Genomic DNA, 21,306 nt, shown 5'->3' with positions numbered 1-21,306 from the left:
CGCACTCAATCGCGAGCAGGCTCGCTCCCACAGGAATCACCGGCATGCATAATCCTTGTGCAGTGATCCCGGTTTATAACCACGAAACCGCGATCGGCACCGTGGTCGACGCCCTGCTCGCGCAAGGCTTGCCGTGCATTCTGGTGGATGACGCCAGCACCCAGTCCTGTGCCAAGGTGCTCGACGGTTTGGCGGAACGCGACAACGTGCACCTGGTGCGCCTGACCGCCAATCAGGGCAAGGGTGGCGCGGTCATGACCGGTTTGCGCGAAGCCTCGCTATTGGGTTTCAGCCATGCGCTGCAGGTCGATGCCGACGGTCAGCACGACTTGCACGATGTTGCCCGTTTCGTCGACGAGTCCCGCGCACATCCCGAGGCGATGATCTGCGGTTATCCGCTGTTCGACGAGAGTGTGCCGAAAGGCCGTTTGTATGCGCGCTATCTGACCCACGTCATGGTCTGGATCAACACGCTGTCGCTGCAGATCCGCGATTCGATGTGCGGTTTTCGCGTCTATCCGCTGGCCCCGACGCTGGCGGTGATCGACTCGGCAAAAGTCGGTAAGCGCATGGATTTCGACTCAGACATTCTCGTGCGCCTGTCGTGGCGCAATCAGCCGATGCGCTGGCTGCAAACCAGCGTGCACTACCCGCTGGACGGTGTGTCGCACTTCCGCTTGTTCCACGACAACGCGCTGATTTCCAGCATGCACACACGGCTGTTTCTCGGCATGTTGCTGCGCTTCCCGGTGATCCTCTGGCGGCGGTGGCGAACATGACCGGCGAAGCCGACAAAAAGCACTGGGCTGACCGCGAAGAGCGCGGCAGCTTCCTGCTGATGAAATTCACCGCGTTCGCCGCCAAGGTCTTGGGGCGACGCCTGCTCAGCCCGTTGCTGTACGGCATCGTCCTGTACTTTTTCCTGTTTGGCCGCACCGCGCGACACAGCGCCTGGCAATACCAGCGGCGCCTGGCCGCATGGAGTCAGCGCGACGCGTTGCGCCCTACTCATTGGCGGGTGTTCGGTCAGTTCATGGCGTTCGCCGATTCGATGCTCGACAAGCTCGACGTATGGAACGGCAAACTGCGTATCGAACAAATCGAAATCATCGACCCGGCGCTACTGCGCAATCAGTTGCGCGGCAGTCGCGGGCAACTGCTGGTCGGCGCGCACCTGGGCAATCTGGAAGTGTGCCGCGCACTGGCGGAGATCGGCGAAAAGGTCACCATGAACGTGCTGGTACACACCAAGCACGCCGAGCAATTCAACCGCCTGCTCGGTGAAGCCGGGGCGACCAATCTGCGCCTGATTCAGGTCAGCGAACTCGACCCGGTAATCATGCTGCAACTGCACGAACGGCTGGAGCGCGGCGAGTGGCTGGCGATTGCCGGCGACCGCGTGCCGCTGCATGGCGGGCGCAGCGTCACCGTGGACTTTCTCGGCCATCCGGCGCCGTTCCCGCAAGGGCCGTGGCTGCTCGCCGGTCTGCTGAAATGCCCGGTCAACCTGCTGATGTGCCTCAAGCAACCGGACGGTCACTATCGCCTGACCCTCGAGCCCTTCGCCGACGCCGTGGTATGGAAGCGCAGCGAGCGCGAGCAGGTCATTCATCAGTGGGCCACCCGCTATGCGCAGCGCCTGAGTCACTATTGCCTCGAAGCGCCGCAACAATGGTTCAACTTTTACCCTTTCTGGAAGACCGATGACCACGCCAACCCATGAGCCGGTAACCTTCGGCGAACGCCCTTTGCGCATCGAAGACGTGCTGGCCTTGGCCAACCGTCAGGCACCCGTGCAGTTGCAGAGCGACGCCGACTATCGCGAACGCATCGCCAAGGGCGCGCGGTTCCTCGATTCGCTGCTGGACAAGGAAGGCGTGATCTACGGCGTCACCACCGGTTACGGCGACTCCTGCGTGGTCGCGGTGCCGTTGCATCACGTCGAAGCGTTGCCGCGTCACCTCTACACCTTCCACGGCTGCGGGTTAGGCAAACTGCTCGATGCCCAAGCCACACGCGCGGTGCTCGCGGCACGGTTGCAGTCGCTGTGTCACGGCGTCTCCGGGGTGCGTGTGGAACTGCTGGAGCGTCTGCACGCGTTTCTCGAATACGACATCCTCCCACTGATTCCCGAAGAAGGTTCGGTCGGCGCCAGCGGCGATCTGACGCCGCTGTCCTACGTTGCCGCAACACTGTCCGGCGAGCGTGAAGTGATGTTCCGTGGCGAGCGCCGTCAGGCGGCCGATGTGCATCGCGAACTGGGCTGGACACCTTTGGTGCTGCGCCCGAAAGAAGCACTGGCACTGATGAACGGCACTGCGGTGATGACCGGTCTTGCCTGCCTCGCTTTCGCCCGCGCCGACTATCTGCTGCAACTGGCCACGCGCATCACCGCGCTCAACGTGGTCGCGCTGCAAGGCAACCCGGAGCACTTTGACGAGCGCCTGTTCGCCGCCAAACCGCATCCGGGGCAAATGCAGGTCGCCGCGTGGCTGCGCAGGGATCTGGCGATCGACGCGCCGACTGCGCCGCTGCATCGATTGCAGGATCGCTATTCGCTGCGCTGCGCCCCGCATGTGCTCGGGGTGTTGGCCGACAGCCTGAACTGGCTGCGTTCGTTCATCGAAACCGAACTGAACAGCGCCAACGATAACCCGATCATCGACGCCGAAGCCGAGCGCGTGTTGCACGGTGGGCACTTCTACGGCGGGCATATCGCGTTCGCCATGGACAGCCTGAAAAACCTCGTGGCCAACGTTGCTGACCTGCTGGACCGGCAACTCGCCTTGCTGGTCGACGAGCGCTACAACCACGGTCTGCCGAGCAACCTCTCCGGCGCCCCGGCGGATCGCGCGATGATCAACCATGGCTTCAAAGCCGTGCAGATCGGCACCAGCGCCTGGACCGCCGAAGCGCTGAAAAATACCATGCCCGCCAGCGTCTTCTCGCGCTCCACCGAGTGTCACAACCAAGATAAAGTCAGCATGGGCACCATCGCCGCCCGCGATGCGATCCGCGTGCTGGAGCTGACCGAACAGGTCGCCGCCGCTACCCTGCTCGCCGCCAACCAGGGCGTGTGGCTGCGCGCTCAGGCCGAAGACGCGCGACCACTGCCACCGTCGCTGGCAGCGATGCACGAAGAGCTGGCCAAGGACTTCCCGCCAGTCATCGAAGACCGCGCACTGGAAGGCGAATTGCGCCTGTGCCTGCAACGCATCGCCGCGCAACACTGGAGGTTGCATGCGTAGCGCCGGAGTGCTTCACGCCGACACCGAGATCCTCGTGCCGTTTTTCGACGTCGATACCATGCACGTGGTCTGGCATGGGCATTACGTCAAATACCTCGAAGTGGCGCGCTGCGCGCTGCTGGACAAGATCGGCCACAACTACACGCACATGGTGGAGTCCGGTTTCGCCTGGCCGATCATCGACCTGCAACTGCGCTATGTGCGCGGCGCGGTGTTCGGTCAGCGCCTGAATGTGCGCGCCAGTCTGGTCGAGTGGGAAAACCGTCTGAAGATCAATTATCTGATCACTGACCTGCACAGCGGCGAACGCCTGACCCGCGCCAGCTCGGTGCAAGTCGCCGTCGAAGTCAGCAGTCGCGAGATGCAGCTGGCCTCACCGAAGGTCTTCACCGACGCCGTAGAAAGGATGCTGCGATGAATGTTTGGGTTAAAAGCCTGAGCGTATTGGCGCTGCTGACGCTGTCAGCGCTGGCCAACGCCTTCGACCTGCAACAACTCAGCGAACAACTGGCGAAACCGGACGTGATCCACGGCCAGTTCACTCAGGAAAAACACCTGCGCGCCCTGCCGCAGCCGCTGATCAGCAAGGGCAGCTTCGTTCTGGCAAAAAACCACGGCCTGCTCTGGTTGCTGAAAACCCCGCTGCAGCAGGACTACCGCATCAGCGCCAAAGGCATCGCCCGGCGTGATGGCAATGGCTGGCAGTTGCTGCCGAACAAGAGCGCCGGTGCCGAGCAGAACCGCTTGTTTCTCGCCGTGCTGCAAGGCGACAGCAGTGGCCTGCAACGCGACTTCGAACTGGCGCTGAGCGGCGATGCACAACAGTGGAAACTCACCCTGACCCCGCGCTCGCTGCTGCTCAAGCAAGTGTTCAACCAGATCAACATCGACGGCGGCGCGCTGGTGCAGACCATCGAACTGCTGGAAACCCAGGGCGACAGCACCGTGCTGCGCATGCAGGACAGCACCGCTGGCCAACCGCTGAGCGACGCGGAGCAACATGACTTTGCCGAGTGAACGCAGGCTGCCCTGGCTGTTTCTGATCCTGCTGCTGGCCGTTGTCGCGCTGGCCGGTTGGCAATGGCGCGACGGTGCGCCGCTGTCGGCGAACCTGATGGAACTGGTGCCCGGCACTCACCCGGACGCCCTTGAACAGCGCGCCGAGCAGCGCATGCAAGAACCACTTAACCGCGAGATGCTGGTGCTGGTCGGCCACGCCGATCGCCAGCAAGCCGTCACCATGGCGCAAACCCTGGGTGAGCAATGGCAGGCCAGCGGGTTGTTCGAAAAGGTGCAGTGGAACCTGCAAGCAGACCTGCCAGCGCTGCGCACACAACTGCTGCAAGGGCGACTGGCGATGCTCTCGGCGGATGATCGGCAATTGCTGATCGAACACCCCGACGCCTTCATTCAGCAACGCGTACAAGCCCTGTTCGACCCGTTCAGCGGTTTCAGTCTGGTGCCGAGTCAGGATGACTGGCTTGGCCTGACCGGGCGCATTCAGAACAGCCAGCCGCAGCACGGTGCAGTGCAACTGGACATCGGCAGCGGCGCGCTGATCGCCGATGCCGACGGCAAGAGCTGGGTGCTGCTGCGGGCACGCACCACCGGCAACGCGTTCGACATGAACCTGCCGCTGCAAGTAGCCGCGCTGCTGCAACATAACCGTGAACAGGCGGCGAAATCCGACGTGCAACTGCTCGCCGCCAGCGGTTTGCTGTACGCGGCCAACGGTCAGCAGCAAGCCACTCGCGAAATGACCTGGGTCGGCGGCGGTGCCACGATCGGTATTCTGTTGCTGCTGTTGCTCGCTTTCCGTCGCTGGCGCGTGCTGCTGGCGTTCGTGCCGGTGCTGGTCGGCATGTTGTTCGGGGCGGTGGCTTGTGTCGCGCTGTTCGGCCATATGCATGTGATGACATTGGTGCTCGGCTCCAGCCTGATCGGCGTGGCCGTGGATTATCCGCTGCATTATCTGTCGAAGAGCTGGAGCCTGAAGCCGTGGCGCAGTTGGCCGGCGTTGCGCCTGACGCTGTCCGGGCTGACCCTGAGCCTGATCACCAGCGCCATCGGCTATCTCGCGCTGGCGTGGACGCCGTTCCCGGCGCTGACGCAAATCGCGGTGTTCTCTGCCGCCGGATTGCTCGGTGCCTATCTGTCGGCGGTGTGCCTGTTGCCGGCGTTGCTGAAAAACGTCGAACTGCGCCCCGCGCAATGGCCGCTGCATCTGGCCGAGCGCATGGTTGCGCTGCGCGAAAAACTCCTCGAACGCGTGCGCACGCCGGTGTTGCTGGCGTTGCTGCTCGCCTTCTGTGTGGGCGGTCTGGTGCAGTTGCAAAGCAAGAATGACATTCGCCAGTGGGTCGGCGCGCCGCAACGCCTGACCGACGAAGCGCAGACCATCGCGCGCATCACCGGCTATCAGCCGACCAGCCAGTTTTTCCTCGTGCGCGCCGACAATCAGCAGCAATTGCTCGAACGTCAGGCCGCGTTGAGCGAACGTCTGGAGCAACTGGTCAACCTCGACAAGCTGCAAGGCTATCTGGCCCTCGATCAATTGGTGAGCCCGCCGAACCAGCAAGAGCAAGTGCGCCAGGCGCTGAACAAACTGCCGCAATACTGGCAGCCACTGCTCGACCTCGGCGTGCCGCTCGCCGCGTTGCAAAACGAACTGCAACAGTTGCAGACCGTGCCTGCCGAGGACATCGACGCAGCATTGGCCGGCCCGCTCGGCGAGCCTTATCGCACGCTCTGGCTCGGTCCGACGGAAGACGGCGTGGCGGCGATGACCAGTCTGCAAGGATTGAATAACCCGGCGCTGCTGCGGGTACAGGCACTGGATTTGCCAGGGGTGGTGTTGGTCGATCGCCTCGGGGAATTGAACGAAGTTTTTGCCGCGACGCAAATCAGCGCTGCCGAACTGAAACTCGCCTCCTGCGCGCTGATCGTGCTGGTGCTGATGCTGCCGTTCGGTCTCGGCGGTGCGCTTCGCATTGTCGCCCTGCCGTTGCTCGCCGCGCTGTGCAGTCTGGCCAGCCTTGGCTGGCTCGGTCAGCCGCTGACCCTGTTCAGCCTGTTCGGCCTGTTGCTGGTGACAGCCATCAGCGTCGACTACGCGATTCTTATGCGCGAGCAAGTCGGTGGTGCGGCGGTGAGTTTGCTCGGTACCTTGCTGGCGGCTGTGACGACGTGGCTGTCGTTTGGTTTGCTGGCGGTTTCCAGCACGCCGGCGGTGAGCAACTTCGGTCTGTCGGTGAGCCTCGGTCTGGCGTTCAGCTTCATGCTGGCACCGTGGGCCGGGCGCCACGAACACACGGCAGCCGTCGCGGAGCCAGCGGCATGATGGTCGTCGTTTTCTGGCTGCTGGCCATGGCGCTGTTCGCCGTGGCCACTCGTATTGGCCGCCATTTCGGCCTGATCCCGATTGTCAGCCAATTGCTGCTGGCGAGCTTCGGCCTGCCGCTGCTGATGTACTTCTGGATCGAACCGGGCTGGCAGCTCAGTGGCGCCGAACTGATCGCGCCAGACTGGCTGAAAAACCTCTACAGCCTGAGTTTTGCCCTGCTGCTCGGACACATTCTCAGTGATGTGATCGATCTGAAACTGGATCGGCAGAGCGTGAAAATCGCCGTGCCGAGTTTCCTCGTGCCGTTCGCCTGTGGTCTTGCCGCTGCGTATTGGCTGCTGCCGACGCAACCGTGGCTCAACTCGCTGGCCATCGGTCTGGTGTTCGCGATTACCGCGATCCCGGTGCTGTACCTGTATCTGCGCCACATCGAATATCCGCCGGCCGCCACTCGCCGATTGGTGCAGACCGCGATCCTCATTGATCTGGCCTGCTGGACATTGTTCGGGCTCGCCCAAGGCAGTCTGCACCTGAGCAGTCTGTTGTTGCCGCTGGGCCTGGCCTGTGTGCCGTTGTTGTTGCGCGTCATCGGCGTACGCCGACCACTGACCTACAGCCTCGGTTTCTTCGCGTTGCTGGTGATGGCCGAGCATTACAAACTCAACGCGCTGATCTTCGGCATTGGCTATTTGCTGTGCATGGCCGCGCTGAAAGTGCCGCTGGTGCTGCCGTTGCCGGCGCGCTGGATGAACCGTTTGCAGACGTGGCTGGCGATCCCGCTGATTCTGACGTTCGGCATCGTCCAGATCGACGTGCACAGTGCCCTCGCCAGCCTTGGTCCGCTGCAATGGGCGGCGCTGCTGCTGTTGCCGATTGCCAGTAAACTGCTTGGCAACTGGCTCGGCCTCGGCTGGGCCGGCGCTTCGTTCGAAGGCGCCAGCCGTTGGCGCGAAAGCGTGCTGCTGAACATTCGCGGCCTGAGCGAAATCGTCTTTCTCAATTTGCTCTTGCAACAACAACTCATCACCCCGGCGCTGTACTTCGCGCTGATGCTGATGGGCCTGATCGCGACGCTGCTACCGGCCCTTATCGGCCTGCATCGCGCGCCGCTGGATATCAAATCCCACCTGCCCCGGAGTTCACGTGCCAATCGTTGAAATGGAATCCCGTCAGGTCGTGATCATCGGTGCCGGCCCGTCCGGCGCCATCGCCGCTGCGCTGCTCAAGCGCAAGGGCCACGATGTACTGGTGATCGAGCGCCAGCATTTTCCGCGCTTTTCGATCGGCGAAAGCCTGCTCAGCCATTGCCTGGATTTCGTCGAAGAGGCGGGCATGCTCGACGCCGTCAACGCCGCCGGATTCCAGCGCAAGACCGGCGCCGCATTCGCCTGGGGCGAGCGTTACAGCGCCTTCGATTTCGGTGACACCTTTACCGGCGGCAAACCGACCACGTTTCAGGTGCAACGCGCCGATTTCGACAAACTGCTGGCCGATCAAGCGGCGCTGCAAGGCGCGGAAATCCGCTACGGCGATGCCATCGTCAGCGTCGATTTCGAACGGGCGAAACCGCAACTGCATGTGCGCCGCGAAGACAGCAGTGAATACCGCCTCGAAGCGGATTTCGTCCTCGATGCCAGTGGTTACGGCCGCGTGCTGTCACGTCTGCTGGACCTGGAAGCACCGTCTAATTTCCCGGTGCGTCAGGCGGTGTTCACCCACGTTGAAGATCACATCGACAACCCGGCATTCGACCGCGAGAAAATCCTCGTCACCACGCATCCGGAACATCGCGATGTCTGGTTCTGGACGATCCCGTTCAGCAACGGACGCTGCTCGGTGGGTGTGGTCGCGGCGCAAGAGCACTTCAAGGGCCGCGACAGCGATCTGGATGCCTGCCTGCGCAGCTTCATCGCCGAAACCCCAAGCCTTGCCGGCGTACTCGACAAGGCTGTGTGGGACACCCCGGCGCGCACCCTCGGCGGTTACGCCGCCAATGTGAAAACCCTGCACGGGGCGGGCTTCGCCCTGCTCGGCAACGCGGCAGAATTTCTCGACCCGGTGTTCTCCTCCGGCGTGACCATCGCCATGCGCTCGGCGAGCATGGCCGCCGCCGTGCTGCACCGTCAGTTACAAGGTGAAACGGTCGACTGGCAAAGCGAATTCGCCGAGCCGCTCAAGCGCGGCGTCGACACCTTCCGCTGCTACGTCGAGGGCTGGTATGCCGGCACGTTTCAAGACGTGATTTTTTATGAAGACAGTCAGGCGGAAATCCGTCGGATGATTTGCTCGATCCTCGCCGGCTACGCCTGGGATGAGCGCAACCCGTTCGTCAGCGAAGCGCGCCGTCGCTTGAAGATGATTTCCGAACTTTGTGCAAAGGACGCCACATGAACTACTTGAGCGACAGCTACGTCGAGGAAACCCGCTTTGGTTTCTGGTTCCTGCGCAGCCACACCTGGCAGCACCACGTGTTGCGGGTGGCGATCAATGATTTGCGTGGTTTGTTCAGTGAAGCGCTGCCGGAACATCCGGTGTTGCTGGACGCTGGTTGCGGACAGGGCAAGTCGTTCGGTCATCTGCGCCAGACCTTCGCGCCACAGCGTTTGATCGGTGTTGACGCCGATCCGCACAGCCTGGAGTTGAGCGCTGAAGAAGCGACGCGTCTGGGCCTCGATGTAGAGCTGATCGGCAGTGACTGCGCGACGCTCAATGTGCCGGACGCCAGCGTTGATCTGCTGTTCTGCCACCAGACCTTTCATCATCTGGTCGAGCAGGAAAAGGCTTTGGCCGAGTTTTACCGGGTGCTGAAACCGGGTGGCTATCTGCTGTTCGCCGAGTCCACCGAGGCTTACATTGATACTTGGGTGATCCGCTGGTTGTTCCGCCATCCGATGCACGTGCAAAAGAGTGCGGCGCAGTATCTGCAGATGATTCGCGGGCAGGGTTTCGAGTTTGCCGAGAAGAATGTCTCGTACCCGTATCTGTGGTGGAGCCGGTCGAAGGATTTTGGCTTGCTGGAACGGTTTGGCTTACGCAAACCGAAACCGTTTGGGCAGCGTGAGGAAACGCTGGTCAACGTGGTAGCGCGCAAGCCGCTGCAAGGTACTTTCTGATGCACAGCTATCGACCTGCACACCCGAAACCCTGTGGGAGCTGGCTTGCCAGCGATAGCGGTGTGTCAGTCAACAAAAATGCTCGATGTGCCGGCGCCATCGCTGGCAAGCCAGCTCCCACAAGGTTTGTGGTGTGGCTAATGTTGGTGGTATTTGTCCTCCTGAGTGCCTGCGCCAGCCAGGCGCCGTTGCCGGAGGGCAATCCGACACTCCCGCTGCCGCTGCAATTGCACATTGAACGCAATCAAGCCGAACAACGCCAGGACTGGCTGCTGGTGATCCAGCGCGAAGGCCCGGGCATCCGCTGGTCGATGATGGATCCGCTGGGTATTCCGCAAGCGCGTCAGCAACTGATCGACGGCCACTGGCAGGCCGATGGGCTGTTGCCGCCGAACCCGGAAGCCCGCGAATTGTTTGCTGCGCTGTTATTCGCCCTGACCCCTTCCGGCGAACTGCTGCGAAATTACCCCGTCGCGCAACAACAGGGACAGCAACGCGCTCTGCCGGCGCGCTGGGATATCCGTTATTCACAACCGTTGAGCTTCGAATTGAACCTGCCCCAAGGCCCGCACTACCGCGTTTCTCCGCTGGGTGAACCGACACCATGACCGCTTACCTGAATGCCCTCGGCGTGATTTGCGCACTGGGCCGCGACAAACATGCCGTCGCGCGCAACCTGTTCGCCGGCGACTGCTCAGGCATGCGCCGCGAGTCCGGCTGGGTGGCGGAGCGTGAGTTGCCGGTCGCTGCCGTCCAGGGTGAACTGGCGCCGATCCCGGCAGAACTCGCCGATCAGCGCAGCCGCAATAACCAGCTGTTGCTGGAAGCGGCATTGCAGATTCGCAATGAGATCGACCAGGCGATCCAGACTTATGGCCGCGAGCGCATCGGCGTGGTCCTCGGCACCAGCACTTCGGGCATCGACGAGGCCAGCCGTGGTCTGGCGCACTACATCCGCGAGCAGCGTTTCCCGGCGGAATACGACTACCGCCAACAGGAGCTCGGCGCCCCGGCCAATTTCCTCGCCGACTGGCTGCAACTGAGCGGCCCGGCCTATGTGATTTCCACGGCGTGCACCTCCAGCGCCCGCGCATTGATGAGCGCTCAGCGTCTGCTCGATCTGGGCCTGTGCGACGCGGTGCTGTGTGGCGGCGTCGACAGCCTGTGCAAACTGACCCTCAACGGTTTCTCGTCACTCGAAGCGATATCCGACGAGCGCTGCAATCCGTTCTCGGCCAACCGCAGCGGCATCAATATCGGCGAAGCGGCAGTGCTGTTCGTAATGAGCAAACAGCAGGGCGAAGGCCCGGCCATTGCCTTGCTCGGCGCCGGTGCCAGTTCCGACGCCCATCACATTTCCGCCCCTGAGCCGACCGGGCGCGGTGCCCTGCAAGCAATGCAGAAAGCCTTGAGCCGCGCTCATCTGCAAGCAGCGCAGATCAGCTACCTGAACCTGCACGGCACCGCCACCCAACACAACGACGCCATGGAAAGTCTGGCGGTTGCGACGCTGTTCCCTGAGGGCGTCGCCTGCTCCTCGACCAAACCGATGACCGGCCATACCCTCGGCGCGGCCGGTGCGCTGGAAGCGGCGTTCTGCTGGCTGAGCCTGAGCGCCGACAACCCCGCTCACGCCTTGCCGCCGCACGTCTGGGATGCGCAGGCCGATCCCGCGCTGCCGTCGCTGCAGTGGGTGACCGCGAGCGAGCGCCTGACGTCCATTGCACCCCGCTACCTGATGAGCAACTCGTTTGCCTTCGGCGGCAATAACGTCAGTCTGATTATCGGAGACGCCCCATGACGGCCTGGCCGCTCGCCGAACTGCTGCCCCATGCGGGCGACATGATTCTGATCGACAGCATCTCAAGCTTTGACGAGGAGCAGATTTTCACCCGCCTCACGGTCAAGCCCGATGGCTTGTTCAATCTGCCCGACGGCAGCCTGCCAGCCTGGGTCGGCATCGAGCTGATGGCGCAAAGCGTCGCCGCTTTTGCCGGTTGCCACGCAAAGCAGAAAGGCAATCCGGTGGAGTTGGGCTTTCTGCTCGGCACACGCAAGTTCGAGTGCAACGTCGAAGCGTTTCCCGCCGGCACCGATCTGATCATTCATGGTCTGCGCTCGCTGGAAGACGACAACGGCATGGGTGTCTTCGAATGCCATATCAATGGCGATGGCATTCATGCCAGCGCGCGCCTGAATGTGTTCCGTCCGCCTCAGGTCAATCAATATCTGCAACAGACACAGGAGTCGAACGATGACTGAATCCGTACTGGTCACCGGCTCCAGCCGTGGCATCGGCCGGGCCATTGCCTTGCGTCTGGCGCAGGCCGGGCACGATATCGTCCTGCATTGCCGCAGCGGCGTGACTGAGGCGCAAGGTGTTCAGGCGCAAATCGAAGCGCTGGGGCGCAAGGCGCGGATTCTGCAATTCGACGTTGCCGACCGGGAAACCTGCAAGGCGATCCTTGAAGCTGACGTGGAAACTCACGGCGCCTATTACGGCGTGGTGTTGAACGCCGGGCTGACCCGCGACGGCGCGTTTCCAGCGCTGAGCGATGACGATTGGGACGTAGTCCTGCGCACTAACCTCGACGGTTTCTACAACGTTCTGCACCCGGTGATGATGCCGATGATCCGCCGCCGCGCCGCCGGTCGCATTGTTTGCATCACCTCGGTGTCGGGGCTGATCGGCAACCGTGGCCAGGTCAACTACAGCGCCTCCAAGGCCGGCGTGATCGGTGCGGCAAAGGCGTTGGCGATCGAGCTGGGCAAGCGCAAAATCACCGTTAACTGCGTCGCGCCGGGCCTGATCGACACGGCGATGCTCGACGAAAACGTGCCGGTGGAAGAATTGATGAAAATGATCCCCGCGCAACGCATGGGTACCCCGGAAGAGGTCGCCAGTGCGGTGAATTTCCTGATGTCGGCGGAAGCCTCGTACATCACCCGCCAGGTGCTGGCGGTCAACGGAGGCTTGTGCTGATGAAGCGCGTCGTCGTCACCGGCATGGCCGGCATCACCTCGCTGGGCAGCGACTGGGAGACCATCGCCGGCAACTTCGCGGCCAACCGCAGCGGAATTCGCCGGATGGACGAGTGGGATCGCTTCAGCGAACTCAACACGCGCCTGGCCGGCCCGATCGATGACTTCGAAGTACCTGCGCACTGGACCCGCAAGCAATTGCGCAGCATGGGCCGGGTGTCGCGACTGGCAGTCGGCGCGGCGGAAAAAGCCCTGGCTGACGCCGGTCTGCTCGGTGACGAATCGATCAAGGATGGGCGCATGGGCGTGGCTTGTGGTTCGTCCACTGGCAGCACCGACGAGATCAAAGCGTTCGGCAACATGCTGCTCAACTCGGTCGCCGAAGGCCTCAACGCCAACTCCTACGTGCGGATGATGCCGCACACCACCGCCGCCAATATCAGCATTTTCTTTGGCCTCACCGGGCGTTTGATCCCGACGTCCAGCGCCTGCACCAGCGGCAGCCAGGGCATCGGTTACGCCTACGAGGCGATCAAGTTCGGCCGCCTGCCGCTGATGCTCGCCGGCGGCGCCGAAGAGCTGTGCCCGACCGAAGCCATGGTCTTCGACGCACTCTACGCCACCAGCCTGAAAAACGATGCGCCGCAAACCAGCCCACGCCCGTACGACAAGGGCCGCGATGGCTTGGTAATCGGTGAAGGTGGCGGCATGCTGGTGCTTGAAGAGCTGGAACATGCTTTGGCGCGCGGTGCGCACATCCACGCCGAGATTGTCGGTTTCGGCAGCAACGCCGACGGCCAGCACACCACGCGCCCGGAGCAAGTAACCATGCGCCGCGCCATGGAACTGGCGCTGGAAGACGCCGGACTCGCGCCGGATGCCATCGGTTATGTAAATGGCCACGGCACCGCTACAGAACAGGGCGACATTGCCGAAACACTGGCGACCAGCAGTTTGTTCGGTGAACACATGCCGATCAGTTCGCAGAAGAGCTTCCTCGGCCACACCCTCGGCGCCTGCGGTGCGCTGGAGTCATGGTTCAGCATCGAGATGATGAACCGCGATCTGTACGTGCACACGTTCAACCTCGACGAGGTCGATCCGCACTGCGGCAAGCTCGATTACCTGCGCGGTGAATTCCGCCAGATGCATCACGACTACGTGATGAACAACAATTTCGCTTTTGGTGGCGTCAACACCTCGTTGATTTTCCGCCGCTGGCACTGACCGCAACACCTTTTGGAGTGAAGGGAATGACTCAGTTTCACCGCATCGCCGCTCTGTTGGCACTGTTTTTTGTGCTCGGCGGTTGCACCAGCAAACCGGTTTACAACGCCAGGGAAGAGTTCTCGCCCAACCTCGGCTTCACCCAGCAACAGATGAGCCGCGCGATCGTCACCGCGCTCAATGACCGCCAGTGGGTCGTGCAGTCGGTACGTCCGGGCATGATCAAAGCGGCAATCACTGTACGCGGTCGCCATCACGCCGAAGTCGACATCCCGTTCACCCCGACTTCGTTCGAAATCGACTACCGCAGCAGCTACGGCCTCGACGCCAAGGACGGCAAGATCCACGGTAACTACAACCGCTGGGTCAACCGCCTGCGCGACAACGTGCTCAAAGAGCTGTCGATCAACCCCGACATCGAGTTCGTCAACGATCTGGGCATCGTTAAACAGGGCGCCGACGAGCCGACCTACCTGAGCTTCCGCGAAGGCGTCAAACGCGCCACCGACGCCGGCCTGCTCGACGGCAGTGTGAAGTTCTATCTGGCCGGCGAAACGCTGCCAAAACAGGTGCGCAAACTCGACACCGTGAGCAGCAGCCGCAAGACCAACGGCTCGAACAAATCCGACGAAGACGCCTGCTTCTGGGCGCTGCAATCGGCGCTGGCAACCCTGCAGAACGCTGCGAAAAAAGCCGACGCCAACGCCGTAATCAACATCGCCAGCGTCGACCAGCGCGATCTGTACAAAGACACCGAGAAATTCCAGTGCCGTGCCGGGCTGGTGGTGTCGAGCGTAGCGCTGCGCGGGGATTTGGCGCACGTGGATTGATGGGATTGTAGAAACGACAAAGGGCGCCATTCGGCGCCCTTTCACAAACAGGTTGGCTTGTCATCGCCGATCACCTGTCCGGCTCTGCGATGGCTGGTCGCCCAGGATCCTCAGAGTCTCACAAGCCCCTTGCGGGAACGCTCGCAGTATTGCCCGAATCATCAATCAGGACAACGGCTGGCGTTTGGCCTCACTGCGCCACTTCTGTTGCCATTACAGCCCAAGCGCCCGCCTGACTGCGGCTTTAACGGCGCAGAACTCTTCTGTTTCAAGGTGTGAGATCAAATAGACGCGCCGTCCTTCACGATCTCTGCTTTTGATCCGGTCCAGTCGGGAAAGGCTGACAGTGGCCACCATATCGCACTTCGCCCAACAGATCGGGCTGGCGCCTTGAAGATGGCTGGAGAGTTCGAAATGGTGATCAAGTAAACAATCCGGTGCAGTGGTACTGAGCGGTACGACCGTCACCAACATACTGTTGGTTCTGTGTTTTCGTATCACGACAACGGGTCTGACCTTGACCATCTCAGGTACTTCATAACCTCTGAAGTCGCAGATCAGAACACTACCTTCCTTGGGCTGGTATCGAAGTGGCATCCATGGCACTCACTTAAAGAAATCGATTCTGCGCAAGAAAACAAACGCTCGCTAAAACAGTTCGTAACCGCAAATGTGGTGAACACGGCTCCACAAGCTGAACACTCGCCACACAGCATCTACACTCGCTCATGCAGGCCATCGATACGCCTGTCAGAACGGCGGGCCCGGTCGGTCGAGCACTCGCGGTTCTCTTTCACCGTCAAGGAGATGACCATGCAAGTGAAAGCCCTGATCGCCGCTGCGCTTTTCGCGCTACTGCCCAGCGCCAGCCACGCCACCAACCTGATGTACATGCCCTTCGAAACCGTGCTGTCGGACGCGATTCGCGCCGGGCGGCTGGATGGCAGTGTGAAGTTCTATCTGCTCGGCAATGGGCCGCAGGGCACGCAGCAGTTGTTGCGGCGTGGGGTGGTCAGTGATCTGAAAACCAACGGTTTCAACAAGAGTGACCACGATTCCTGCGAGTGGGTGTTGCAGTCAAATCTGATTAAGTTACAGGCTGATGCCAAGCGGGTCGGGGCGAATGCGGTAGTGAATATCGTCAGTTACTACGACCAGCATGTGCGCAAGGATTTGAATACGTACGAGTGCCGGGCGGGGATATTTGTCACGCGAGTAGCACTGAAGGGGGATTTGGTGCGGTTGCCCTGAAAGGTTGGGGGCTTGGACTGACGTCTTCGCGAGAAGGCTCGCTCCCACCTTGGAATGCGTTCCCTGTGGGAGCGAGCCTGCTCGCGATTTGATTGCGCAGCAATCACACCTTTGATGGTTCAACCTTGCGTGTGAGCAGCTCGACAAACGCCTTGGCCATCGGTGACTTCTGATCCTTGCGCTGCACCAGCCACACCGCAGACACCGCTTCCGGATCGAGCAACGGTCGGTAGACCACGCCGTCGATGCGCATCCGCTGATAGGACGCCGGCAGCACCGAAACCCCCAGCCCCGCTGCGACCAGACCGATAATGGTCATCGCTTCGCCCGCCTCTTGGGCGAAGTGCGGGCTGAACCCGGCATCACGCGCCAGACTCAGCAATTGCGCATACAGCCCGCTGCCGTAGCTGCGCGGAAAGAACACGAACGGCTCCAGCGCCAGCGCCGAGAGGAACAGCCCTTCTTCACTGCCCTGCGCCAGTGGATGCTTGGAACCAAGCACCGCGACCAGCGGCTCACGCATCAACTCCACCACGCTGAGCGAATCCGGCAAACCCAGCGGGCGCATGATACCGACCTCGATCGACTCATCCACCAAACCCTCGGCGACTTGCGTGCTACTCATCTCGCGAAGGTTGAGATGCACCGCCGGAAAACGCTGACGGAAGGAAAAGATCGCCTGTGGAATCGTCGAGTTGAACGGCGCCGACGAGGTGAAACCAATCTTCAACTCGCCCAGTTCACCGAGTTGCGCACGCCGGGCGACATCCGCCGCCTTATCGACCTGCGCCAGCACCAGCCGCGCCTCCTCCAGAAACAATCGCCCGGCCTCACTCAGCTCGACCCGACGATTGGTGCGTTCGAACAGCCGCGCGCCAACCTCTTGCTCCAGCGCCTGAATCTGCTGGCTCAGCGGCGGCTGAGAAATCCCCAGCACCTGTGCCGCGCGGCCAAAATGCAGTTCCTCGGCGACGGCGATGAAGTAGCGCAGATGACGCAATTCCATGGAAACCCCATTAGGTCGTTAAAGCTATCAAACAGGTCGAACAATATATTGGATAGAAACATTAGCCAGCTATATGATTTTTTCATTGCCTGCCTGGCCGTGCCCTCCGAGGTCTGAAGTGAAAACTGCTGTCGCGCCCCTAGCCCATGAAGTCCCGCCTGCTGCGGCCGACGATGTCGTCGCCGAGCTGCAAGAGATCTACATCGAAAAAGGCACGCCGATGTTCATGCGCACGGTGCTGGCGCTGTTCAGCGGCGGCTTCGCGACGTTTGCCCTGCTCTATTGCGTGCAGCCGATGATGCCGCTGTTGTCCCACGAGTACGGAATCAACGCCGCGCAGAGCAGCCTGATCCTCTCGGTGGCCACCGGCATGCTCGCCATCGGCCTGCTGATCACCGGGCCGATCTCTGATCGGATCGGGCGCAAACCGGTGATGGTGACTGCGCTGTTCGCAGCGGCGCTGTGCACCATGGCCAGTGCGATGATGCCGAGTTGGCAAGGCGTGCTGATCATGCGTGCGCTGATCGGGCTGTCGCTGAGCGGACTTGCGGCGGTGGCAATGACCTATCTGAGTGAAGAAATTCATCCGCAACACATTGGCTTGGCGATGGGTTTATACATCGGCGGCAACGCGATTGGCGGGATGAGCGGGCGCTTGATCACCGGTGTGCTGATCGATTTTGTCAGCTGGCACACGGCGATGCTGGTGATCGGCGGTCTGGCGATGATTGCCGCAGCGGTGTTCTGGAAAATCCTTCCCGAATCGCGCAACTTCCGCTCGCGCTCGCTGCATCCGCGCAGCTTGCTTGACGGCTTCACCATGCACTTTCGCGATGCCGGTCTGCCGCTGCTGTTTCTTGAAGCGTTCGTGTTGATGGGCGCGTTTGTCACGCTGTTCAACTACATCGGTTATCGCTTGCTGGCTGCGCCGTACAACCTCGATCAGGTGTTCGTTGGATTGTTGTCGGTGGTGTATCTGTCGGGGATCTACAGCTCGGCGAAGATTGGCTCACTGGCGGACAAACTGGGGCGACGCAAGGTGCTGTGGGCGACCATTGCGCTGATGTTTGCGGGTCTTGCGTTGACGATGTTTACGCCGCTGCCGCTGGTGATTGTCGGCATGCTGATTTTCACCTTTGGCTTCTTCGGCGCGCATTCGGTGGCGAGCAGCTGGATTGGTCGGCGGGCGACCAAGGCCAAGGGGCAGGCGTCGTCGTTGTATCTGTTCAGTTATTACGCCGGGTCGAGCATTGCCGGGACGGCGGGCGGGGTGTTCTGGCATCTCGGCGGGTGGAACGGGATTGGCCTGTTTATTGGTGCGCTGTTGCTGATCGCGCTGCTGGTGGCGTTGAAACTGGCGAAGTTGCCGCCGTTGCAGGGTGTTAAGGCCTGACACAAAACCCCTGTAGGAGTGAGCCTGCTCGCGATAGCGGTGTGTCAGCCAACACATCGGTCGACTGACACACCGCTATCGCGAGCAGGCTCACTCCTACAATTGATCTGTGTCCGACGTTGGATCGCGGAAACAAAAACGCCCGGCATTTAGCCGGGCGTTTTTTATGGTGTGGCGATCACTCGTGATACTGCGCCGACAGTTCATGCACCGCACGCAGGAACGCACCCGCATGCTCCGGATCAACCTCAGGGGTGATGCCATGGCCGAGGTTGAACACGTGGCCGCTGCCCTTGCCATAGCTGGCCAGAATGCGCCCGACTTCAGTGCGGATCGCTTCCGGTTTGGCGTAAAGCACGGTCGGGTCCATGTTGCCTTGCAGCGCAACTTTGTCGCCAACGCGGGCGCGGGCGTTGCCGATGTCGCAGGTCCAGTCCAGGCCCAATGCGTCGGCGCCTGCCTCGGCAATGCTTTCCAGCCACAGGCCGCCGTTCTTGGTGAAGAGGATCACCGGCACCTTACGACCGTCGTTTTCGCGAATCAGGCCGCTGACGATTTTCTTCATGTAAGCCAGCGAGAACTCCTGATACGCCGCTGCCGACAGGTTGCCGCCCCAAGTATCGAATATCTGCACCGCTTGCGCGCCGGCCATGATCTGGCCGTTGAGGTACGAGGTCACCGACTGCGCCAGTTTATCCAGCAGCAGGTGCATGGCTTGCGGGTTGTCGTAGAGCATCGCCTTGGTCTTGCGGAAGTCCTTCGACGAGCCGCCTTCAACCATGTAGGTCGCCAGTGTCCACGGGCTGCCGGAGAAACCGATCAGCGGCACGCGACCGTTCAGTTCGCGACGGATGGTGCTGACCGCGTCCATCACGTAGCCGAGGTCTTTGTGCGGATCAGGGATCGGCAACGCTTCGATATCGGCGAGGGTGCTGACGACTTTCTTGAAGCGCGGACCTTCACCGGTCTCGAAGTACAGGCCCTGGCCCATGGCATCGGGGATGGTGAGGATGTCGGAAAACAGGATCGCCGCGTCCAGTTGTGGATAGCGGTCGAGCGGTTGCATGGTGACTTCGCAGGCGAATTCCGGATTCATGCACAGGCTCATGAAATCACCGGCGTGGGCACGGCTGGCGCGGTATTCCGGCAGGTAGCGACCGGCCTGACGCATCATCCACACCGGGGTGACGTCAACGGGTTGCTTGAGCAGGGCACGGAGGAAACGGTCGTTCTTCAGGGCAGTCATGTCGGCATCCGGAAAAAAAGTGCGGGCATTTTCTCAGAGCGCGACGCAAAAGGCACGGATGCAGGTCAGCCTTTTGTCTATCGGGTCAATTTATTGCGTTGGAATGCAGATTTTTGCAGCAACACAAAGCACTGTGGGAGCTGGCTTGCGAGCGATGCAGACACCTCGTTTTGTCAGATTGACCGAGGTGATGCTATCGCTGGCAAGCCAGCTCCCACAGGTATTGCATTGCGGTCAGCTAGAAGGGTTTAGACGCCCAAGTAATCGAGGATCCCTTCGGCAGCATTGCGGCCTTCGAAGATCGCCGTCACCACCAGGTCGGAACCGCGCACCATGTCGCCACCGGCGAAGATTTTCGGATTGCTGGTCTGTTGCTTGTACTGACCTTGCTCAGGCGCAACAACGCGGCCCTGGCTGTCGGTCTGGATCTCGAACTGCTCGAACCACGGCGCCGGGCTCGGGCGGAAGCCGAAAGCGATAACCACGGCATCGGCCGGGATAATCTCTTCGGAACCCGGGATCGGCTCGGGGCTGCGACGGCCACGGGCGTCCGGTTCGCCGAGACGGGTCTCGACCACTTTGACGCCTTCGACCTTGTCCTCACCGACGATAGCGATCGGCTGGCGGTTGTAGAGGAATTTCACGCCTTCTTCCTTGGCGTTCTTCACCTCTTTGCGCGAGCCGGGCATGTTTGCTTCGTCACGACGATAAGCGCAGGTCACCGATTTGGCGCCCTGACGGATCGACGTGCGGTTGCAGTCCATCGCCGTGTCGCCGCCGCCGAGTACCACAACCTTCTTGCCTTTCATGTCGACGAAATCTTCCGGCGACTTTTCAAAGCCCAGGTTGCGGTTGACGTTGGCGATGAGGAAATCCAGTGCGTCATACACGCCCGGCAGATCCTCACCGGCAAAACCGCCCTTCATGTAGGTGTAGGTGCCCATGCCCATGAACACCGCATCGTATTCGGCGAGCAGTTGTTCCATGGTCACGTCTTTGCCGACTTCGGTATTCAGACGGAACTCGATGCCCATGCCAGTGAAGACTTCGCGACGATTGCTCAGCACGGTCTTTTCCAGCTTGAACTCGGGGATGCCGAAGGTCAGCAAACCACCGATTTCCGGGTTCTTGTCGAACACCACCGGGGTCACGCCGCCGCGTACCAGCACGTCGGCACAACCCAGGCCCGCCGGGCCCGCACCGATGATCGCGACACGTTTGCCGGTCGGTTTGACCTTGGACATGTCCGGGCGCCAGCCCATGGCGAACGCGGTGTCGGTGATGTACTTCTCGACCGATCCGATGGTCACCGCGCCAAAGCCGTCGTTAAGGGTGCAGGCACCCTCGCACAGACGATCCTGCGGGCACACCCGGCCGCAGACTTCCGGCAGGGTGTTGGTCTGGTGCGACAGCTCGGCGGCCTGAAGGATGTTGCCCTCGGCCACCAGCTTCAACCAGTTGGGAATGAAGTTGTGTACCGGGCACTTCCATTCGCAATACGGGTTGCCGCAACCCAGGCAGCGGTGAGCCTGATCGGCCGACTGCTGGGGTTTGAACGGTTCGTAGATTTCGACGAACTCTTTCTTGCGTTGACGCAACAGTTTCTTCTTCGGATCTTTGCGCCCGACATCGATGAACTGGAAGTCGTTATTCAGACGTTCAGCCAT

General features: G+C 61.4%; 21 protein-coding genes. 17 read left to right on the top strand and 4 right to left on the bottom strand.

Features of this window, described 5'->3' with window-relative positions:
• Positions 1 to 44: 44 nt before the first annotated feature.
• The 15 genes from ACZZ0A_RS27960 (at position 45) to ACZZ0A_RS27890 (ending at position 14,743) form a co-directional block, all read left to right on the top strand.
• Positions 45 to 779, top strand: coding sequence for a glycosyltransferase family 2 protein (locus ACZZ0A_RS27960; RefSeq protein ID WP_007909487.1), 735 nt, complete (start codon positions 45 to 47; stop codon positions 777 to 779).
• Positions 776 to 1,723 carry an LpxL/LpxP family acyltransferase gene (locus ACZZ0A_RS27955; RefSeq protein WP_095113449.1) on the top strand — a complete coding sequence of 316 codons (948 nt, stop codon included), beginning with the start codon at positions 776 to 778 and terminating at the stop codon, positions 1,721 to 1,723. Before ACZZ0A_RS27960 ends, ACZZ0A_RS27955 begins: the two co-directional genes overlap by 4 nt.
• Positions 1,704 to 3,248, top strand: a complete 1,545-nt coding sequence (locus ACZZ0A_RS27950; RefSeq protein ID WP_007909484.1) for an HAL/PAL/TAL family ammonia-lyase — start codon at positions 1,704 to 1,706, stop codon at positions 3,246 to 3,248. The genes ACZZ0A_RS27955 and ACZZ0A_RS27950 overlap by 20 nt, the downstream gene beginning before the upstream one ends.
• Positions 3,241 to 3,666, top strand: a complete 426-nt coding sequence (locus ACZZ0A_RS27945; protein WP_016983876.1) for an acyl-CoA thioesterase — start codon at positions 3,241 to 3,243, stop codon at positions 3,664 to 3,666. Before ACZZ0A_RS27950 ends, ACZZ0A_RS27945 begins: the two co-directional genes overlap by 8 nt.
• A complete protein-coding gene (locus ACZZ0A_RS27940) occupies positions 3,663 to 4,265 on the top strand; it encodes an outer membrane lipoprotein carrier protein LolA (RefSeq protein WP_463544006.1) in 603 nt (200 codons plus the stop codon). Before ACZZ0A_RS27945 ends, ACZZ0A_RS27940 begins: the two co-directional genes overlap by 4 nt.
• Complete coding sequence (locus ACZZ0A_RS27935) at positions 4,249 to 6,588, top strand: MMPL family transporter (RefSeq protein ID WP_463544005.1); 2,340 nt, start codon at positions 4,249 to 4,251, stop codon at positions 6,586 to 6,588. Before ACZZ0A_RS27940 ends, ACZZ0A_RS27935 begins: the two co-directional genes overlap by 17 nt.
• Positions 6,585 to 7,748 carry a cation:proton antiporter gene (locus tag ACZZ0A_RS27930; RefSeq protein WP_463544004.1) on the top strand — a complete coding sequence of 388 codons (1,164 nt, stop codon included), beginning with the start codon at positions 6,585 to 6,587 and terminating at the stop codon, positions 7,746 to 7,748. The genes ACZZ0A_RS27935 and ACZZ0A_RS27930 overlap by 4 nt, the downstream gene beginning before the upstream one ends.
• The gene (locus ACZZ0A_RS27925; RefSeq protein WP_007909466.1) at positions 7,735 to 8,982 is read left to right on the top strand and encodes an NAD(P)/FAD-dependent oxidoreductase; all 1,248 of its coding nucleotides are present in this window, start codon (positions 7,735 to 7,737) and stop codon (positions 8,980 to 8,982) included. Before ACZZ0A_RS27930 ends, ACZZ0A_RS27925 begins: the two co-directional genes overlap by 14 nt.
• Positions 8,979 to 9,704, top strand: a complete 726-nt coding sequence (locus tag ACZZ0A_RS27920) for a class I SAM-dependent methyltransferase (protein ID WP_123375579.1) — start codon at positions 8,979 to 8,981, stop codon at positions 9,702 to 9,704. The genes ACZZ0A_RS27925 and ACZZ0A_RS27920 overlap by 4 nt, the downstream gene beginning before the upstream one ends.
• Before the next feature lie 140 nt (positions 9,705 to 9,844).
• On the top strand, positions 9,845 to 10,312 hold the full coding sequence (locus tag ACZZ0A_RS27915) for a hypothetical protein (RefSeq protein WP_463544003.1): 468 nt from the start codon (positions 9,845 to 9,847) through the stop codon (positions 10,310 to 10,312).
• The gene (locus tag ACZZ0A_RS27910) at positions 10,309 to 11,505 is read left to right on the top strand and encodes a beta-ketoacyl-[acyl-carrier-protein] synthase family protein (protein WP_007909452.1); all 1,197 of its coding nucleotides are present in this window, start codon (positions 10,309 to 10,311) and stop codon (positions 11,503 to 11,505) included. Before ACZZ0A_RS27915 ends, ACZZ0A_RS27910 begins: the two co-directional genes overlap by 4 nt.
• Complete coding sequence (locus ACZZ0A_RS27905) at positions 11,502 to 11,966, top strand: hotdog family protein (protein ID WP_463544002.1); 465 nt, start codon at positions 11,502 to 11,504, stop codon at positions 11,964 to 11,966. The genes ACZZ0A_RS27910 and ACZZ0A_RS27905 overlap by 4 nt, the downstream gene beginning before the upstream one ends.
• Positions 11,959 to 12,687, top strand: a complete 729-nt coding sequence (fabG, locus tag ACZZ0A_RS27900) for a 3-oxoacyl-ACP reductase FabG (RefSeq protein ID WP_007909450.1) — start codon at positions 11,959 to 11,961, stop codon at positions 12,685 to 12,687. Before ACZZ0A_RS27905 ends, fabG begins: the two co-directional genes overlap by 8 nt.
• Positions 12,687 to 13,913, top strand: a complete 1,227-nt coding sequence (locus tag ACZZ0A_RS27895) for a beta-ketoacyl-ACP synthase (protein WP_463544001.1) — start codon at positions 12,687 to 12,689, stop codon at positions 13,911 to 13,913. The genes fabG and ACZZ0A_RS27895 overlap by 1 nt, the downstream gene beginning before the upstream one ends.
• Positions 13,914 to 13,939: 26 nt before the next feature.
• Positions 13,940 to 14,743, top strand: a complete 804-nt coding sequence (locus tag ACZZ0A_RS27890) for a hypothetical protein (protein WP_007909448.1) — start codon at positions 13,940 to 13,942, stop codon at positions 14,741 to 14,743.
• Between the two features lie 213 nt (positions 14,744 to 14,956).
• On the opposite strand, the gene ACZZ0A_RS27885 is transcribed toward ACZZ0A_RS27890, so the two are convergent.
• Entirely contained in the window at positions 14,957 to 15,340 is a 384-nt protein-coding gene (locus ACZZ0A_RS27885; protein ID WP_042704943.1) for a type II toxin-antitoxin system PemK/MazF family toxin, read from the bottom strand.
• Positions 15,341 to 15,556: 216 nt separating this feature from the next.
• On the opposite strand from ACZZ0A_RS27885, the gene ACZZ0A_RS27880 reads away from it, so the two are divergent.
• Positions 15,557 to 15,994, top strand: a complete 438-nt coding sequence (locus ACZZ0A_RS27880) for a hypothetical protein (RefSeq protein ID WP_007909447.1) — start codon at positions 15,557 to 15,559, stop codon at positions 15,992 to 15,994.
• A gap of 103 nt (positions 15,995 to 16,097) precedes the next feature.
• Here the strand turns inward: ACZZ0A_RS27880 and ACZZ0A_RS27875 are convergent, their stop codons facing one another.
• Positions 16,098 to 17,000, bottom strand: coding sequence for a LysR family transcriptional regulator (locus tag ACZZ0A_RS27875; RefSeq protein WP_007909445.1), 903 nt, complete (start codon positions 16,998 to 17,000; stop codon positions 16,098 to 16,100).
• A gap of 118 nt (positions 17,001 to 17,118) precedes the next feature.
• Between ACZZ0A_RS27875 and ACZZ0A_RS27870 the strand changes: the two genes are divergently transcribed.
• Positions 17,119 to 18,393: an MFS transporter gene (locus tag ACZZ0A_RS27870; RefSeq protein WP_463544000.1), complete on the top strand. Its 1,275-nt coding sequence runs from the start codon at positions 17,119 to 17,121 to the stop codon at positions 18,391 to 18,393.
• A gap of 178 nt (positions 18,394 to 18,571) precedes the next feature.
• Here the strand turns inward: ACZZ0A_RS27870 and hemE are convergent, their stop codons facing one another.
• Entirely contained in the window at positions 18,572 to 19,639 is a 1,068-nt protein-coding gene (gene hemE / locus ACZZ0A_RS27865) for a uroporphyrinogen decarboxylase (protein ID WP_007909440.1), read from the bottom strand.
• 248 nt (positions 19,640 to 19,887) lie between these two features.
• Complete coding sequence (locus ACZZ0A_RS27860) at positions 19,888 to 21,306, bottom strand: FAD-dependent oxidoreductase (protein WP_463543999.1); 1,419 nt, start codon at positions 21,304 to 21,306, stop codon at positions 19,888 to 19,890.

The sequence above is a fragment of the Pseudomonas sp. AC242 genome (assembly GCF_979258655.1).
Note: the sequence above shows the minus strand (reverse complement) of the source record. Positions and strands in the feature narration are given on the sequence as shown.